12 protein-coding genes are annotated in these 16811 nt (G+C 61.9%); 5 read left to right on the top strand and 7 right to left on the bottom strand.

What is annotated here, in order from left to right:
• Positions 1-132 precede the first annotated feature (132 nt).
• Positions 133-666, bottom strand: coding sequence for an isochorismatase family protein (locus ACE3PP_RS10940; protein WP_374381879.1), 534 nt, complete (start codon positions 664-666; stop codon positions 133-135).
• A gap of 211 nt (positions 667-877) precedes the next feature.
• Between ACE3PP_RS10940 and ACE3PP_RS10935 the strand changes: the two genes are divergently transcribed.
• Positions 878-2080 (top strand): class I SAM-dependent methyltransferase, encoded by a 1203-nt coding sequence (locus ACE3PP_RS10935; RefSeq protein ID WP_374381877.1) that lies wholly within the window; start codon positions 878-880, stop codon positions 2078-2080.
• A gap of 63 nt (positions 2081-2143) precedes the next feature.
• On the opposite strand, the gene ACE3PP_RS10930 is transcribed toward ACE3PP_RS10935, so the two are convergent.
• Positions 2144-4258 (bottom strand): ATP-binding protein, encoded by a 2115-nt coding sequence (locus ACE3PP_RS10930; RefSeq protein ID WP_374381874.1) that lies wholly within the window; start codon positions 4256-4258, stop codon positions 2144-2146.
• A 177-nt stretch (positions 4259-4435) separates the two neighbouring features.
• Between ACE3PP_RS10930 and shc the strand changes: the two genes are divergently transcribed.
• The gene (shc, locus tag ACE3PP_RS10925; RefSeq protein ID WP_374381872.1) at positions 4436-6391 is read left to right on the top strand and encodes a squalene--hopene cyclase; all 1956 of its coding nucleotides are present in this window, start codon (positions 4436-4438) and stop codon (positions 6389-6391) included.
• Positions 6391-7029: a nucleoside phosphorylase gene (locus ACE3PP_RS10920; RefSeq protein WP_374381869.1), complete on the top strand. Its 639-nt coding sequence runs from the start codon at positions 6391-6393 to the stop codon at positions 7027-7029. Before shc ends, ACE3PP_RS10920 begins: the two co-directional genes overlap by 1 nt.
• On the opposite strand, the gene hpnH is transcribed toward ACE3PP_RS10920, so the two are convergent.
• The gene (gene hpnH, locus ACE3PP_RS10915; RefSeq protein ID WP_374381866.1) at positions 7000-8154 is read right to left on the bottom strand and encodes an adenosyl-hopene transferase HpnH; all 1155 of its coding nucleotides are present in this window, start codon (positions 8152-8154) and stop codon (positions 7000-7002) included. The two genes, ACE3PP_RS10920 and hpnH, sit on opposite strands and share 30 nt — an antisense overlap.
• Positions 8155-8177: 23 nt before the next feature.
• Positions 8178-9119, bottom strand: a complete 942-nt coding sequence (ispH, locus tag ACE3PP_RS10910) for a 4-hydroxy-3-methylbut-2-enyl diphosphate reductase (protein ID WP_374381863.1) — start codon at positions 9117-9119, stop codon at positions 8178-8180.
• Positions 9120-9518: 399 nt separating this feature from the next.
• Between ispH and dxs the strand changes: the two genes are divergently transcribed.
• A complete protein-coding gene (dxs, locus tag ACE3PP_RS10905) occupies positions 9519-11432 on the top strand; it encodes a 1-deoxy-D-xylulose-5-phosphate synthase (RefSeq protein WP_374381860.1) in 1914 nt (637 codons plus the stop codon).
• Positions 11429-12058 (top strand): ABC transporter substrate-binding protein, encoded by a 630-nt coding sequence (locus tag ACE3PP_RS10900; RefSeq protein ID WP_374381857.1) that lies wholly within the window; start codon positions 11429-11431, stop codon positions 12056-12058. Before dxs ends, ACE3PP_RS10900 begins: the two co-directional genes overlap by 4 nt.
• 54 nt (positions 12059-12112) lie before the next feature.
• Here the strand turns inward: ACE3PP_RS10900 and ACE3PP_RS10895 are convergent, their stop codons facing one another.
• The 3 genes from ACE3PP_RS10895 to ACE3PP_RS10885 are packed head-to-tail and all read right to left on the bottom strand — an operon-like array spanning position 12113 to position 16762.
• A complete protein-coding gene (locus ACE3PP_RS10895) occupies positions 12113-14677 on the bottom strand; it encodes an MMPL family transporter (protein ID WP_374381854.1) in 2565 nt (854 codons plus the stop codon).
• Between the two features lie 16 nt (positions 14678-14693).
• Positions 14694-16346 (bottom strand): copper resistance D family protein, encoded by a 1653-nt coding sequence (locus ACE3PP_RS10890; protein WP_374381852.1) that lies wholly within the window; start codon positions 16344-16346, stop codon positions 14694-14696.
• A gap of 38 nt (positions 16347-16384) precedes the next feature.
• Positions 16385-16762, bottom strand: coding sequence for a copper resistance protein CopC (locus ACE3PP_RS10885; protein WP_374381849.1), 378 nt, complete (start codon positions 16760-16762; stop codon positions 16385-16387).
• Positions 16763-16811: the final 49 nt, after the last annotated feature.

Below are 16811 nucleotides of genomic sequence, written 5' to 3'. Positions count from 1 at the left end.
CAAGCCTGTACCAGATAAAATCGGCCCAAGACTAACGGTCCCGGTCGCGATGTCCAGAACCTGATCTTGGGGTCGGCGCAGAATTGACGCCGGATGATGGCAAAAATGGGGCGCTATCCTGTCGGATCGTTCCTATTTCACCAGAGCTATAACATCCTTGAAGCGGGGATGTTCCGCGCTTTCCAACCATTCGAAAAGCACCATTTCCGTGGTGACCATCCCGGCCCCTTCTTTCATCATGCGGTCGATGGCCGCAGCCCGGCTTTCCGGGCGACGCGAACCGATGGCATCGATTGCAACGAAAACGCGGCGGCCGGCGGCCAACAGACCAAAGACAGTCTGCAGGACACAGACATGTGCCTCGGCACCCGTCACCAGCACGGTTTTGCCAGCGGGAAGCCGGGCGAGGAGATCGGTGCCCCGGCAGGCGTTGAAGCTCATCTTGACGAAGGTGCGGCTGGGATCCGGCGCAAGATCCGCGACCGTGCCGCCGAGGCCTTTGGGATTCTGCTCGGTAAAGAGAAGGGGGACGTCCAGCAATTCAGCGCCGCGGCGCAGGCGCTGGGCGTTGCCGATAAGGGTATCGGCATCATGGATTGCCGGCATGAGGCGCGTTTGGAAGTCGACGCACAGCAGAATTGAATCGGCGGCCTGGAGGAGCGGCATATCGGAAACCTTCCCTGAGAGCTTTCAGTGTGCCACGCCGACAAGGTGCGGGTCGAGGTGGGCATAGCCTTATCGCCCTGGAATCCATTGAGAAATCCGGGAAGGCGGCCGCGACGGCCAGTCGCTTCACAAATGGCCCGGATCGGCCGATACTTTCCCCGGGATGAGGGAGTACGCGACCAGAGAAAATTGGACACGTCGGGGGGCGATAATGACCGGGGCAGAACGAGGTCATCGACTGATTTCTGGGTTGTGGGAGAGCGTTTTCAGCCACACGCTGAACCAGCTGAAAGTCGGCAGGCTGGCTGTGCTCTTTCCTGATGGTCGACGGCATGCCGTCGAAGGTACCGAGCCGGGACCGGAGGCCGAGCTTGAGATTCGCGACGTTCGCGGTATCCAGCGGCTGATCCGTGGCGGCGATATCGGCTTTGCCGAAGCCTATATGGCGGGCGAGGTGGACAGTCCGGACCTGACCGGCCTCATCGAACTCGCGGCCCGCAACGAGCAGGCGATGGAAGCAGCCCTTTCCGGCAAGAAGCTGGTCAAGGCGTGGCACCGGCTGATGCATTTGATGCGCCCGAACTCGAAGGCCGGTGCCAAGCGCAACATCGCCTATCATTACGATCTGGGGAACGCCTTTTACGGGCAATGGCTCGACCCCACCATGACCTATTCATCAGCTTATTTCGAGCGCGGGGCCAACGGTCTGGAAGCGGCGCAGGCGGACAAGTACCGCCGGGTGGCGGAACTGGCCGAACTGGCGCCGGGCAAGCATGTGCTGGAGATCGGTTGCGGCTGGGGCGGCTTTGCCGAAGTGGCGGCCAAGGAATTCGGCTGCAACGTCACGGGCCTGACACTTTCCAAGGAACAGTTGGCCTTTGCGCAGGCACGGATGGCGCGGCAGGGGCTCGGCGAGCGCGTCGATCTGCGGCTGCAGGATTACCGCGACTGTCCCGGCAAGTTCGACAGCATCGTCTCGATCGAGATGTTCGAGGCGGTGGGCGAGGCGCATTGGCGGCGCTATTTCGATGTGCTGCGGGAAAGGCTCAACCAGGGCGGCACGGCGGTGCTGCAGATCATCACCATCGCCGAGGAAAGGTTCGAGAACTACCGGCGCAACGCCGACTTCATCCAGCGCTATATCTTTCCCGGCGGGATGCTGCCGACCAGCTCGGTGCTGCGCAATCTGGCCGGCGATAGCGGCCTCCACTTTGCGGGAGAGGAAGGTTTTGCCGGCTCATATGCGCGGACCTTGCGCGAGTGGCGGCACACCTTTCTCGACGCTTGGCCGAAGATCCAGCCGCTGGGCTTTGACGAGCGCTTCCGCCGCATGTGGACCTATTACCTTGCCTATTGCGAGGCCGGCTTCAAGGCGGGCTCCATCGACGTGGTGCATCTGAAATTGCAGCGCTGATATCGACCCGCCGGCACAGGCTCGCCGGCATTGACTCTCAGAATCTGGCCGGACGAGACGCGCTCAAATGGAGGCGGTGGCCAGCGGGCGAGTCGTTTCCGGCATCGGGGTTCGCACGCGTTCCGGCGGGAAGATCAGGGTCATCTGCGTGCCCTTGCCGACCTTCGTCTCGAGTTTGACCTCACCGCCGTGGAGATGGATGAGGCCACGGGTGATCGAGAGGCCAAGGCCGGTTCCGCCGCGCTGGGACGGATTTTGCTCCGCCGTCTGGGCCGAGCGGATGCCGAAGGGCGAAAAGAGCAGCGGCAGGAGCTTGTCCGGGATGCCTGACCCTGTATCGGTGACGATGAGGGCCGCACCACCTTCCGGCAATCTTTCCAAGGTGACGCTGACCGAGCCTTTGGCGGGCGTGTGCCTGATGGCGTTGCTGAGCAGATTCAGCAGCATCTGATTGACGGCGCGTCGGTCGCAATTGATCGTGACCGGGGTTTGGTCGATCGGGCCGTTGAGCGTCACGCCTTGCGTGTTGGCGGCGGGTCGCACCATCGCGAGGCAGCCGTCGATCAACGGCAGGACGTCGTAATCCTCGAACTTCAGTTCCATCTTCTCTTCCTCGATCTTGGTGAGATCGAGGATGTCGTTGATCAGTTCCAGGAGATGCTTGCCGCTGCTGTGGATGTGGCCAACATATTCGACGTAGCGGGCGTCGCCGAGCTGTCCGTATAGCTGCATCTGAAGGATATCGGAAAAGCCGAGGATCGCGTTGAGCGGCGTGCGGAATTCATGGCTCATGTTGGCGAGCACATTGGATTTGGTGCGGTTGGCGCGCTGCAGTTCCCTGTTGCGGCTTTCCAATTCGGCACGCGCTTTTTCAAGCTTGCGCCGGGACTTGCCCATCTTTTCCGCCATGATGTTGAAGGCGGCGGCCAGGCGCCCGATCTCATCGCTGCGCGGCATGCGGATACGGCTGTTATCGTCGCCGCTTTCGAAATGCTGCACGGTATCCGCCATATAACGCAGCGGTTCCACGACGCGCCGTTGCATCAGGCCGTGGATTGCGGCGGCAACCAGAAGGAAGGCAAGCAGGGTGACGATGGCTGAGCCGAGAAAGGCATCCGAGAGGCGGCCGGCAATGCTTTCCTGCGGCACGACATGCAGCAAGGTCCAGTCGGGCCCCGCGATCTTGGCGACCGAGGCGAGGACCGGCTGGCCGTCGAATGTGGCGGAGACGGCCTTTGCATCCGAGATTGGGCCAAGCTTCTTCCAGATCGGCGCGAGAAGGCCATCGATTCTTGTCTTGTCGGCATTGCCGAAGGCCGCGCTTTCGATGGCATTCTGCCAGCGCCCGGCCAGCATATAGTCGCCATTGGCGTCTACCAGGAAATCCTCGGCGCCGGCAAAGGTCTGGTCCCCGGACAGTCGCTCGAACAGGCCGGCGAGGAAGAAATCATGGCCGATCGTACCGATCCACGCGCCGTTGATATCAAGGGGGCGAACGGCGCTGACCATCCAGGAGCGTGCCACCGTGTCGTAGGTGGGCTTGGTCCAGTAAAGCGCGCGGGTGGGATTGACGGCGGGGTCGGCACCCTTGATCCAGTCGGTTTCGTTGTAATCGTCGTCGGGCGTTGCGTCCCAGACATAAGTGGGAACCCGTGGCATCAGGACGATGCTGGAATGCCAGCGGGTCAGCACCCACAGCGTATCGAAGCGCGGCACCGTGCCGGCACCGTACAGGTCGACAATAGGCTGCAGGCGGGCGTGGAAGGCGTCGGTGAACGGCGTGCGTTCGGTATTTGGGTCGATATAGATGCCAGCATGAAGGCGACCATCGAAATGCGCTGGGTCGGACCGCCAGGAACCGTCGGGAAAGGGCACGACCAGCTTGCGCAATGCGTCGCTGTCGCTCGGGCTGGGCGGTGCCTGCATGGCTGTCTCGATGAAGGCGGTGAGCTTCAGGAGGCTCGGGTCCGCGGTGGCGAGAGCCTGCTCGATTTCCCGTTCCTTGCCTTCCTGCACGCTGACGATGATGCGCTTGGCATCTTCGATCGCCCAGCGCTCGCTGAAGAAGTAGAGCAGCAGGCCGGCCGGCGCGCCGATCAGGAACACGCTGATCGCCAATGCCGCCAGAAGCTGTCGCGACAGCCTTGCCGCCAACCATTGTTTTGAACGAGTGAACATCAGATCCCGCCGCCGGAAGCGGCCAAGATGCCGGATGAGCATTAATAAAGCATTGAAATTGTTGGCCTTAGGCACTCGGTCGCATCTGGCTGGTTTTCAGTTAAAGGGTTGAAAACAGGGGGAAAGTCGAGCATTCTCCAGCCCTGTCATCGGAAAATATTAGAGTGATTCAAAAGAATGAGCAGTCGAACCCTCGCTGCCCAGGCGGAGACGGACGTTTCCGCATTGGCCGGACGATTGGAGCTTGGAATCGAGAAAGGTGCCGAGGCGCTGCTGCAGCTGCAGCGGCCCGACGGCCATTGGGCGTTCGAACTGGAAGCCGACGCGACGATTCCCGCCGAATACGTTCTGCTGAAGCATTTCCTCAATGAGATCGATACCGCGACCGAGACGAAGATCGTCGCCTATCTGAAGAACATCCAGGGCGATCATGGCGGCTGGCCGCTCTATCACGGCGGCGCCTTCAACATCTCGGCTTCGGTCAAGGCCTATTACGCGCTGAAATGCTGCGGCGAGGATATCAACGCGCCCTATATGCAGAAGGCGCGCAAAGCGATCCTGGATTTCGGCGGCGCGCAGAAGAGCAATGTCTTCACGCTGATCCAGCTGGCGCTGTTCGGCCAGATTCCGTGGCGCGGCGTGCCGAAGATGCCGGTCGAGATCATGCATCTGCCGCGCTGGTTCCCGTTCCATCTCGACAAGGTGAGCTATTGGTCGCGGACCGTGATCGTGCCGCTGCTCGTCCTCATGTCGCAGCAGCCAAAGGCGCGCAATCCGAAGAAGGTCGACGTGCAGGAACTTTTCCTGGTGCCGCCCGAAGAGGTGACGAACTGGTACAATATGGACCGCAAGGGTCCCTGGGCTGTCTTTTTCCGCGTCGTCGACCGCATTCTGCAGCGGGTCGATGGCTTCTTCCCCAAGGGGCTCCGGCAGCGCGCGATCGACAAGGCGGTCGCCTGGACCATCGAGCGCCTGAACGGCGAAGACGGGCTCGGCGCCATTTATCCGGCGATGGCGAACTCCGTGATGATGTTCGACGTGCTGGGCTTTCCCAAGGACGATCCCAACTTCGTCATCGCCAAGCAGTCGATTGAGAAGCTGATGGTCCTCAAGGAAGACGAGGCCTATTGCCAGCCCTGCCTGTCGCCGGTCTGGGACACGGGGCTCGCCTCGCATGCGCTGCTCGAAGTGGGCGGTGCGGCGGCCGAGCGCGTGACGGCGGCCACCGACTGGCTAAAGGACCGGCAGATCCTCGACGTGGTGGGCGACTGGGCTGCGGCGGCACCGGGCGTCCGCCCGGGCGGCTGGGCCTTCCAGTACAACAACCCGCATTATCCGGATGTCGACGATACGGCGGTGGTGGTGATGGCGATGGATCGCCTGGACCATGCCCACTACAAGGAATCGATCGACCGCGCCGTCGAATGGATTTTCGGCCTGCAGAGCAAGAATGGCGGCTGGGGTGCCTTCGACGCCGACAATGAATATTATTATCTCAACCACATTCCCTTTGCCGATCACGGGGCGCTCCTTGATCCGCCGACGGCCGACGTCTCGGCGCGCTGCCTCTCGATGCTGGCGCAGCTCGGCTACAAGATCGACCATCCCAAGGTGAAGGCGGCCGTCGACTATCTGCTGCGCGAGCAGGAAGCGGACGGGGCCTGGTTCGGCCGCTGGGGCACCAACTATATCTACGGCACCTGGTCGGTACTGTGCGCCTTGAACGCAATCGGTATCCCTGCCGATCATCCGGCGATGCGCAAGGCGGTTGAGTTCCTGGAACGCAAGCAGCGCACCGATGGCGGCTGGGGCGAAAGCGGCGACAGCTACTGGGCCGACAAGCCGCGTGGTGAGGGGCCGGAATCGACTCCGTCGCAGACGGCGTGGGCGGTCCTTGGCTTGATGGCGGCGGGCGAGGTGGAGAGCGATGCGGTCAAGCGCGGCATGGCCTATCTCACCGATACGCAGAAGCAGGACGGCACCTGGGACGAGCAGGAATATACCGCCGTCGGTTTCCCGCGTGTCTTCTACCTGCGCTATCATGGTTACAAATCCTTCTTCCCGATCTGGGCGATGGCGCGCTACCGCAATTTGAAGCAGGGCAATTCCCAGCACGTCATGTACGGCATGTGATGAAGCTGGGGATTGTCACCGGAATGGTGTCGGAAGCGAGGCTGCTGGACGGCCTCGGCTTTGCGGTCATTTCCGGTGGCGGTCACGCCGAGGCGACGCGGCGCAAGACGCTGGCGCTTGCCGAGGGCGGCGTCACAACCTTGGTGAGCTTCGGCATTGCCGGCGCGCTCGATCCAACGCTGAAGCCCGGCGATCTCATCCTGGCCGACGGTGTGCAGATGCCGGACGGCCGTGTCATCGCGTGCGATGCCACACAGCGGGACGCGATTGCCGCGAAATTTAGCGCGCGCGGCGGGCTGGTTGCCGGCCGTTCGGTCGCTGCCGGCCGGGTGGAGAAGAGCACGCTTTTTCAGCAGACCGGTGCCATCGCGGTCGATATGGAAAGCCATCATGTGGCGGACGTGGCTGCCGCGCGCGGCCTGCCGTTCGTCGTCATCCGTGCCGTCGCCGATACGGTCGATGATGAGTTGCCTGAGGCGGCTTTGGTCGGCCTCAATGAAGAAGGACGGCCCGCGATCGGTGCCGTCCTTCTGTCTCTCCTGAAGAAGCCCTGGCAATTGCCGGGGCTGATCCGCGTCGCGCTCAGGTCGCGGACCGCGATGAACGCCTTACTCCGCAGCCGCGCGGGACTGCTTTAGGCGTTCCTTTTCCTCGTGGATCTCGGCCATCGCCTTTTCGACATGGCTTGAGAAAACGTATTCGGCCGGGCGCTGCTTTTCGAGCGAGATGTCGGGCACCATCGGCGCTTCGGTTTCGATGCCCTTGCGGACGACCTTCAGCGCCTTCAGCGGATTGCGGATGGTGTCCTTGACGGCGCTGCCCTCAAAGCCGGAATGGACCATGCAATCGGCGCACTTTTCATAGTTGCCGACGCCGTACTTATCCCAGTCGGTGGTTTCCATCAGCTCCTTGAAGCTGCGGGCATAGCCTTCGCCGAGCAGGTAGCAGGGGCGCTGCCAGCCGAAGACATTGCGCGTGGGATTGGCCCACGGCGTGCAGTGATAGGCCTGGTTGCCGGCGAGGAAGTCGAGGAACAGGGTCGACTGGCTGAACTGCCAGCGGCGGCCGCCATCACCCTTGCGGAAGATCGCGCGGAACAGTTCCTTGGTCTTCTTGCGATTGAGGAAGTGCTGCTGGTCGGGTGCACGCTCATAGGCATAGCCCGGCGAGACGGTTATGCCGTCAACGCCCATCGCCATCACGTCATCGAAGAAGGCGGCGGCGCGGTCCGGGTTGGTGCCGTCGAAGAAAGTGCAGTTGATGTTGACGTTGAAGCCGGCGGCCTTTGCCTTCTTGATCGCGTCCACAGCTTGCACGTAGACGCCTTCCTGGCAGACGGACTTGTCGTGTTCGTCCTTCGACCCGTCGAGATGGACCGACCAGGTGAAGTAGGGCGAGGGCTTGTAGAGGTCCATCTTCTTCTCGAGAAGAAGAGCGTTGGTGCAGAGATAGACCGAGCGCTTCTGCTCGTTGATCAGGCGGTCGACGATCTCGGGCAGTTCCTTGTGCAGCAGTGGCTCACCGCCGGCGATGGAAACGACCGGCGCACCGCACTCATTGGCGGCCTCGAGCGCCTCAGCGACCGAGATGCGCTTGTTCAGGATGTCGGCCGGATAATCGATCTTGCCGCAGCCGGCGCAGGCGAGGTTGCAGCGGAACAACGGTTCCAGCATGAGCACCAGGGGATAACGCTTGCGGCCGAGCAGGTGCTGCTTGACCACATACGAGCCCACGCGGATGGCTTGGCGCAACGGAACGGACAAGGGTGATCTCCTTCTTCTTTTTCTTACTGGGCCGCAGCCGACTGATCGGCCAGTTCGGGCGGCAAGCGAAAGCGGACATTCTCTTCGACGCCGACCATCAATTCGACCTGCACGTCCTTGATCTCCTGCAGGCGGGCGACAAGGTCCTGGACCAGGATATCAGGTGCCGACGCACCGGCGGTCACACCGACGGAACTGACATCGGCGAGCCATTCCGGCTTCAGCTGCGAGGCATCCTCTATGAGATGGCTCCGAATACCGAGTTCCTTGGCAAGTTCCTTGAGGCGGTTCGAATTCGATGAGTTCGGTGCACCAATTACGAGGACCAGATCGACCTGCTCGGCGAGCTGGCGCACCGCCTGCTGACGGTTCTGCGTTGCGTAGCAGATGTCCTTGGTATTGGGGCCGACAATCTCCGGGAAGCGATCCTTGAGCGCCTCGATCACGGCCCTGGTGTCGTCTACCGACAGTGTGGTCTGGGTGATGTAGGCGAGCTTCGAGGCATCGCGGACCTCAAGGGTCGCCACGTCCTCGACCGTGGAGATGAGGAGGACGCCACCGGGCACCTGACCCATCGTCCCTTCGACTTCCGGATGCCCGGCATGGCCGATAAGGATGACTTGGCGTCCCTGGTCCGCGTAACGCGTGCCCTCGGTATGAACCTTGGAGACAAGCGGGCAGGTCGCATCGATGACGTTGAGGCCACGATCCTGGGCAGCCTGCACCACCGACTTGGAAACGCCGTGGGCGCTGAAGATGGCATAGCGGCCTTCGGGGATTTCATCGAGTTCCTCGACGAAGACGGCGCCCTTGGCGCGCAGTCCCTCGACGACATGCCGGTTGTGCACGATCTCGTGCCGCACATAGACCGGCGGGCCGAAACGCTCAAGGGCGCGCTCGACGATTTCGATCGCGCGTTCAACGCCGGCGCAAAACCCGCGCGGCTGAGCCAAAACTACCCGCATGCCAGTCGATCCACTCTACTCAACAAAATCCGACAAATATCCTAGCTTGGCGCTCAGTCTTGGCGCCGGAACGCAACGCACATTCGCCGCTGCAATAAGCCGGAACTAATCGCACCGTTTACACAGAATTGCCTTGTTTGACCACTGCAAATCCGGATGGGCATGGTTAACATCAGCATAGTCACGGGTTCCCGAGCAATAATCGAACGATTTGGTCAACCATTTCGGGGGTTTTACTGCGGAGCCAAGGAAATACCCCCGGGAAAGGGGTGGCACTTTGCCGGTGTTTTGCCTATAAGCACCCGGATTCGCTGAAGCATGAATGGTCACGATCCCGGCGTTGGGTGTTTACTGATTGCCGTCTCGTGGCGCGTCAACAATGTGTAAAAGGCATCGCTCTTGACCAGCAAAACCCCCTTGCTCGACCGTGTCGTCACGCCGGCGCAATTGCGCCAGCTCGACCCCTCGGATCTGCGCCAATTGGCGGACGAACTGCGCCAGGAGACGATCGATGCCGTCTCGGTTACGGGTGGCCATCTGGGCGCCGGACTCGGTGTTGTCGAGCTGACCGTCGCGATCCACTATGTATTCGACACACCTTACGATCGGCTGATCTGGGATGTAGGACATCAAGCCTATCCGCACAAGATCCTGACGGGTCGACGCGATCGGATTCGCACGCTGCGCCAGGGCGGGGGATTGTCCGGCTTCGTGAAACGGTCGGAATCGGAATACGACCCGTTCGGCACAGCCCATTCCTCGACCTCGATTTCGGCCGCTCTCGGCATGGCCGTCGGCAGTGAGATGCAGGGCCGCAAGCGTGCCTGCATTGCCGTCATCGGCGACGGCTCCATGTCGGCCGGCATGGCCTATGAAGCCATGAACAATGCCGGGTCGCGCGATACAAAGCTGATCGTCGTCCTTAACGACAACAACATGTCGATCGCCCCGCCCGTGGGCGCGCTGTCGGCCTATCTGTCGCGCTCGCTCTCTTCGACCTCGTTCCGGTCGCTGCGCCATTTCGCCAAGGACACGCTGCGCATCCTGCCCGACCGTCTGCAGAAGATGGCGGCCCGGGCCGAGGAATATGCACGCGGTATCATTTCCGGCGGCGGTACCTTGTTCGAAGAACTGGGCTTCTACTATGTGGGGCCGATCGACGGACACAATATCGATCACCTGCTGCCGGTGTTGCAGAACCTCGCCAAGTCCGACGAGCCCGGTCCGGTGCTGGTCCATGTCGTGACGCAAAAGGGCAAGGGTTATGCCCCGGCCGAAAATTCGGCTGACCGCTATCATGGCGTCGTGAAGTTCGACGTGGCGACCGGCGTGCAGCAGAAATCTGCCCCCAAGGCGCCGAGCTATACCGGTGTCTTCGCCAAGGCCCTCATTGCCGAAGCAAAGTCCGACGAGAAGGTCGTGGCGGTGACGGCGGCGATGCCGTCCGGGACGGGCCTCGACGCCTTCGGCAAGGAATTCCCGGATCGCACCTTTGACGTCGGCATTGCCGAGCAGCACGCGGTTACCTTCTGCGCCGGTATGGCGACGGAAGGCATGAAGCCGTTCTGCACGATTTATTCGACCTTCCTGCAGCGCGGCTACGATCAGGTCGTGCACGATGTCGCCATCCAGAGCCTGCCGGTGCGGTTTGCTATCGACCGCGCCGGGTTGGTGGGCGCGGACGGCCAAACGCATGCCGGCAATTACGACATCGCTTATCTGGGCTGCTTGCCCAACTTCGTGCTGATGGCGCCCTCTGATGAAGTGGAGCTGATGCACATGGTGGCAACGGCCACCGCCATCGACGACCGACCCAGCGCATTCCGCTATCCGCGTGGCGAGGGGATCGGCCTCGATCTGCCGGCACGTGGTGAAGTGCTGCCCATCGGCAAGGGCCGCATCGTCCGCGAAGGTACCAAAATCGCCATCCTCAATTACGGCACGCGCATGGTCGAGGTGCTGAAGGCTGCCGATGAACTCGGTGCCAAGGGATTGAGCTGCACGGTTGCCGACGCCCGCTTCTGCAAGCCGCTCGACGAGGATCTGGTGAAGCGCCTGGCGCGTGAACACGAAGTGTTGATCACGATCGAGGAAGGCTCCATTGGCGGCTTTGCGGCGCATGTCCTACAGTTCCTGGCCAAGAGCGGTGCGCTTGATAAAGGACTGAAGATCAGACCGATGACATTGCCGGATATCTGCATCGACCATGATGCGCCGCAGAAGCAGTACGATGTCGCCTGCCTCAATGCACGTCACATTGTGACCGAGGCGCTGACCGCCCTCGGTGTTGCAGAGGCGAGCGCGCGGGCATGAACATGTCGAAATTCTCGCGTCGCGAGGCGCTGGCCGTGATCGGCGTAGCGACTCTGTTGCGGCCGGATATGGCCTTCGCCCAGGCGGCGGCCGAGCCGATCGACTTGATCAAGGCCTTCTATGCCACGCTGCTGGATTGCATGCAGCACGGTGCCGAACTGGGCTTCGATGGTCGCTATCAGAAGATCGAGCCGGTCCTGAACAATACGTTCGACGTCGCGACCATGTGCAAGATCTCGGTCGGGCCGGAATGGACCAAGATGACGGGCGACAAAAAGGGCGCCGTCCTGGTGACGTTCAACAAGTATATGGTCACGACCTACGCCGCACGGTTCAAATCATTCAAGAACCAGAAGTTCGAAGTGGGCGAAGCGAAGCCTGCTGGTGACGGCCGGACTCTGGTCGAGAGCAAGCTCTTCCGTTCGAACGGCGAGGCGGTCGAGCTCAACTATCTGTTCCGCTACAACAAAGATGTTTGGCGCGTGATCGACATCTATCTTTCCGGTTCGATCTCGCAGATGGCGCAGATGCGCTCTGATTTCGCCAAGACGGTGGTCGACGGCGGTCCAGACGCATTGATCAAGTCGCTGGAGCAGAAGATCGAGGATCTGAAGAAAGAAGCCTGATCGGATCAACAGCGGTCGGAAATCGCGGGCGCTCCCGGCTGGGAGCGCCCGTTTTCATTTCTGGGCGGCTTTGGGTGGCTGCCCCATGAGAACCGGCATGAAAGCGAAGATCACGACCAACAGCATGGTCAACGAGATCAAGAGCAGCATGCCCATGCGCGCCGTGCCGGGATGGCTCGATAGCGCCAAACTGCCAAAGGACGAGCCGGTCGTCAAAGCGCTGAACAGCACGGCGCGGGCCGTGCTGGTCGAAAGCGGATGTTCGATGCCGCGGCGCCAGTTGACCACGAAGTAGATGTCGAAGGCGACGCCGATGCCGAGCAGAAGCGGCAAGGCAATGATGTTCGCGAAGTCCAGCTTCAGGCCGAAGGCGACGCAGACGATGATCGTTCCCAAAGCCGTCATGATGAGGGGCAGAAGAACGTAAGCGACGTCCCGCGGTCGGCGCAGGATGGCAAACAGCAGAACCGCGATGGCGATGACCGCCGTCAGGCTTGCCATCTGGAAGGCTTTGGTGACGGCGCGGCCGGACTCGTAAATCTGCACGGCGGGGCCGGTGGCTTCCGGCGCGACACTGCGCACTGCATTGACGAAATTGGTCAGAACAGCGCTGTCGTTGCTGTCGCCCTTGGGCATCACGGTCAGTCGCATTTCGCCATCGGCCGCGACCCATTGCGATTTGATTTCGTCCGGCAGCGTATCGAGCGTCACTTCTTCGGCGGTGAGGGCAGAGGCCAGCATTTTGATACGCGGCATCAGACCATCGACCAGCATGCGCTGCAATTCGGGATAAATTGCCGGATCGGCCGCAGCCGCTTGGTCGAGCAGGCGCGCCAATTGCTGCGCCTTGTCGGAAGAAGGCAATGCCTCGCGCAGCTTGGCGGCGCAATTCTTGAGAGATGCCCGGATCTCGTCGACGGTCGGCGCGGGGCGCACCGAGACGGGCTCCAGCGTGACGCCCATCAGCAATTGAAGGTCCTGAAGGATGGCGAGTTTGTCTTCCTGGTCCTTCGGCACGAAGCTGGAGGCGGAAATGACCGCGTAGACCTCGCGCAACTTGGAGAGCTTTTCCTTGAGGGCGTCCGCGGCCGCAACATCGGGGACGACGATCTCAATTGCGTAGGGGGAGCGTATCGGATCCTTCATCAGATCGAGGATCGCCGCCATCGATTCGACCTTCGGGTCCTTGAGGTGAAGCGGATGGAAATCGAATTGGAGCTGCGGCGACAAGGCCAGGCCGATGACGGCCATGATGCCCCAGCCGGCCAGCAGCATTTTGCGGTGCCGGATCAGCCAAGCATCGGCCGCGCGACCCCAGGCAAACCCCATTTCGCCACCGAGGATGCCGGGCTTCATCAAGGCAAGAAGTGCCGGCAGCAAGGTGAGGTTGAGGATCAACGTGATGGCCATGCCGGCCGTCGCGATGATGCCGAGTTCGGAGACGCCTCGATAATCGGTCGGAATGAAGGCCGCGAAGCCGACGGCAATGGCGATCGCCGCCAATGTCAGCGGCCGCGCCATAGACTGTCCGGTGCGGATGAGCGCGCCGGTCAGGCCGCCTTCGCGCTTTTCCTGCCCGTAGCGGACGCCGAACTGGATACCGAAATCGATCGAGAGGCCGATGAACATGACGGCGAAAGCGACCGAAATCAGGTTGAGCTTGCCGACTGCGATGGTCGCGAAGGCAAAGGTCAGGATGAGCCCGACGATCAATGTGATGAAGGTGGCAAGAATCAGCTTGGCCGAGCGCAGGGCCATGAACAGCCAGAGGAGGACGAGGACGGTGGAAATGGCGAGCGCCCAGCCCATGCCTTCGGCCACGGTCGCGAACTCGTCGTCGTTGAGTGCCACCGGTCCGGTCAGGCGCACGGTAACGCCGGTGTCGGGCGTGAGGCCCAGATCCTTGATCGCCGAGCGGACGAAGTCGGTCGCGGCGGCACCGGGCTTCAAGGCGGCGAAATCGCGGTTCGGCTGGGTCAGGATGAGGCGGCGCAGATCGCGTGGTTCGACGGGTCGGTTGAGCAGCAAGGTCTGCCACGACATCGCCTGCCTGTTGCCCGAGAGCGCATCGCTCAGCGTGGCCGAGATCGCGGCCAGCGGCTTCTCAAGCTTCTCGATGCTGGCAGCCTTCTGAATGACGCCTTCCATCGCCAGCGACAGAACGTCGAACAGCCCACGGAGGCTGGGGTCCTGGGTGAGGGACCCGATGAAGGGCTGCGCCTGGATGACGGCGTCGGAAATCTTCTGCACCTGGTCGGTCGGCAGGAACAGGAGGCCATATTTCTCGAAGAAAGGCCCGCCATCGGCGCGGCGCGCCGTGGCAAACAGATCAGGGCGTGACTGGATTTTGGCAAACAAGGCGGCGGCAGCATCTTCGGCCGCGTCCGGTGTCTTGCCGTCGATCATCACCACCAGAAGACCGGTGTTCTGCGGAAATAGAGAATTGAAATGCGCCAGATCCTTCCGCCAAGAAAGATCCGGCGAAATCATGTTGGCGGTGTCCGTATCCATGCCAAGGTGGCGCGCGGTGAAGGCACCGGCACCAGCCGTCAGCAGGAGGCACAACAGAACTAGTAACCAGGCCCGGCGCTCGCTCCACGCAACGATCGAACCAACCACTCTTTCCATCATCAGATCAAATCTCGCGATAAAGAACTAGGCACAGGCCGACGAGGCAGAAGAAGCTGGGCCACAACCAACCACAGACGGCGCGGCCAGGACCTTCCAGGCGTAGTTCCAGCCAGCGCGACCAGGCAGCCCATATACCCAGCACGGCGATCGGCAAATGGGTCATCTCGATCAGCAGCAGCTCCTTGACGTTGGCGATCGAGTGGGAATGCGTCAGCAGCATCATGCCACCGATGGCGCTGAGCAAGGGAAAGACGTAGCTCGCCCAGGCACGCCTGAGGACCCCGTTGCGCACGCTCCACTCGAAACCGGCAAAGCCGGTGATCAGCACCATGAAGAGCTTGTGCTGCACGAATTCCGGATCGCGCAAACTTTCGGCAAGGCTCAGGCTGCCAATCGGCCAACCTTCAGCCTCGGACCGCATGAACAGGAAGCCTGCGAGACCTATGAAGAGGAGCGGCCAGTGCCGCGCCCAGGGAGCCCGTCCGGTCCGTTCGAGGAGCGCGAGGATCCCGATCAGCAGGACGAAGACACCCGCCCAATGGTGGTTGTATTCCGACCAGGCGATATCTTCCGCGTTGCGGGGCAGGGGGACGCCCGAGCCCGGCACGTAGACCTGCATGTGCGCACTCGACGCGTCGGCGGCGTCGGTAGCGGCGGCCGCGCGCTGTTCCTCATAAAAAGCGAGGCTGCTCTTATCCGGACTCTTGAGCGCCGGCCATTGCGGTGTCAGCCGCTCGGCGATTTCGGCCAGCGTTGCGCGGCCTTCGGTCAGATCCACCGCCGGCGGAAGGGAGGTGATGGAGGCAGCGACGAAAAGCACAGTAATGCCGATGCCGATTTCGACCTCGACGAAGCGCCGGAGGCGCAGCAGGTGGCGGCCATTGCCGGCGGCCAAATCGCGAACGGCGCGCGAATTGAAGAAGCCCAGGCCGAGCAGCGTGAAGAAGAGGACTGACTTGGTCCCAAGCATCATGCCGTAGGCGGTCCCATACATCGCCTCTACCGAGCCGACATAATAGATCAGCATAACGATGCCCGACGCCGCAATCGCCAGCACCGAAATCAGGGAGAGTGTCGAAAAGCGCAGGCCGATGCGTGCAAGATCTGGGCCTTTGGGCAATGTCGCCAGCGCATAGAGGAAGGCCGGCAGGCCGCCGATCCAGACCGCAGCACCCAGATGGTGCAGGGCCGTGGTCACAATCAGGATGAGCTGATTGTCGAGGCGGGCCGCCGCGTGGCTGGTGGCGATACCGGCGCCAATATCGGTGAGCGCCAAGGCCAAGAGGAGCGGGTTGGTGGCGCGGCGGCTGAGCAGCAGGAGGAAGGCGACGGTACCGACGCCAAGGCGCAGCAGCTGTGCCGAGGCATAGGTGCCGCCGAGCGCGTTGATATAGCTGCCGTCCGTCGTGCCGGCGAGGATCGCCGTATGCGCCCAAAGATTGACGGACAGGAAAGCCAGCATGGCGCCGAGGGAGATGAGGGCGATACGGCCGGTCATCGCGATGAGGCGGGCATTCGCCTCACTCCCGTTGCGGGCGATCGGCAGGGCGGCGAGGAAGAGGAATGCCACCGACCCCACATAAACGCACTGCGCGGATCGGACGAAGCCCGACAACAAGACGGTCAGGAAGCCGAAGATATCAAGCAGGAACGTCATGGCAGTCGGCTAGGCCCCAAGCCCGTTGGTTAAGAGGCTCAAGGCGCCACCGTGAAGCCGACGTCGCCGCGGGTGATGTGTCCGTCGGTGGCAAGGACTTGCCAGCGGACTGAGTAATTGCCGGCCTTAAGTCCCGATAGATGGGCCGACAGGATTGCGGGGTTGTCCGACGGAAGGATCTGCAAGGGTGCGATGCTTCCATCTGGTGCGGTCAGATGCAGGGTTGAGCGTTCCTGGTCGATCCGGACGTTGAAGGTAAAGGTCAGGTCGACCTCGGGACCGGAGACGGTCGAGCCGGCAGAAGGGACGGCGGCAACGATGATGGCGTGGGCGGAGGCCGTTCCGGGAAGGGACAGCACCGTCAAAAACAGGAAGAAGCCTGAAAGGATCAGCTTCCTGACGAAATAGTTAAACATGATCAGTATGTTACCGTTTCCAGAGAGGCTCCCCCGTGCCGCCGCTAAA

The organism is Dongia sp. (assembly GCF_041910485.1).
In the GTDB taxonomy this organism is placed as follows: Bacteria; Pseudomonadota; Alphaproteobacteria; order Dongiales; family Dongiaceae; genus Dongia.
Note: the sequence above shows the minus strand (reverse complement) of the source record. Positions and strands in the feature narration are given on the sequence as shown.

Excerpts from the sequence above, each read along its gene's own strand:
- ACE3PP_RS10885 (WP_374381849.1), bottom strand. The coding sequence starts at position 16,762 with ATGTTTAACTATTTCGTCAGGAAGCTGATCCTTTCAGGCTTCTTCCTG.
- ACE3PP_RS10935 (WP_374381877.1), top strand. The coding sequence starts at position 878 with ATGACCGGGGCAGAACGAGGTCATCGACTGATTTCTGGGTTGTGGGAG.
- shc (WP_374381872.1), top strand. The coding sequence starts at position 4,436 with ATGAGCAGTCGAACCCTCGCTGCCCAGGCGGAGACGGACGTTTCCGCA.
- ispH (WP_374381863.1), bottom strand. The coding sequence starts at position 9,119 with ATGCGGGTAGTTTTGGCTCAGCCGCGCGGGTTTTGCGCCGGCGTTGAA.
- ACE3PP_RS10920 (WP_374381869.1), top strand. The coding sequence starts at position 6,391 with ATGAAGCTGGGGATTGTCACCGGAATGGTGTCGGAAGCGAGGCTGCTG.
- ACE3PP_RS10930 (WP_374381874.1), bottom strand. The coding sequence starts at position 4,258 with ATGTTCACTCGTTCAAAACAATGGTTGGCGGCAAGGCTGTCGCGACAG.
- ACE3PP_RS10890 (WP_374381852.1), bottom strand. The coding sequence starts at position 16,346 with ATGACGTTCCTGCTTGATATCTTCGGCTTCCTGACCGTCTTGTTGTCG.
- ACE3PP_RS10940 (WP_374381879.1), bottom strand. The coding sequence starts at position 666 with ATGCCGCTCCTCCAGGCCGCCGATTCAATTCTGCTGTGCGTCGACTTC.
- ACE3PP_RS10900 (WP_374381857.1), top strand. The coding sequence starts at position 11,429 with ATGAACATGTCGAAATTCTCGCGTCGCGAGGCGCTGGCCGTGATCGGC.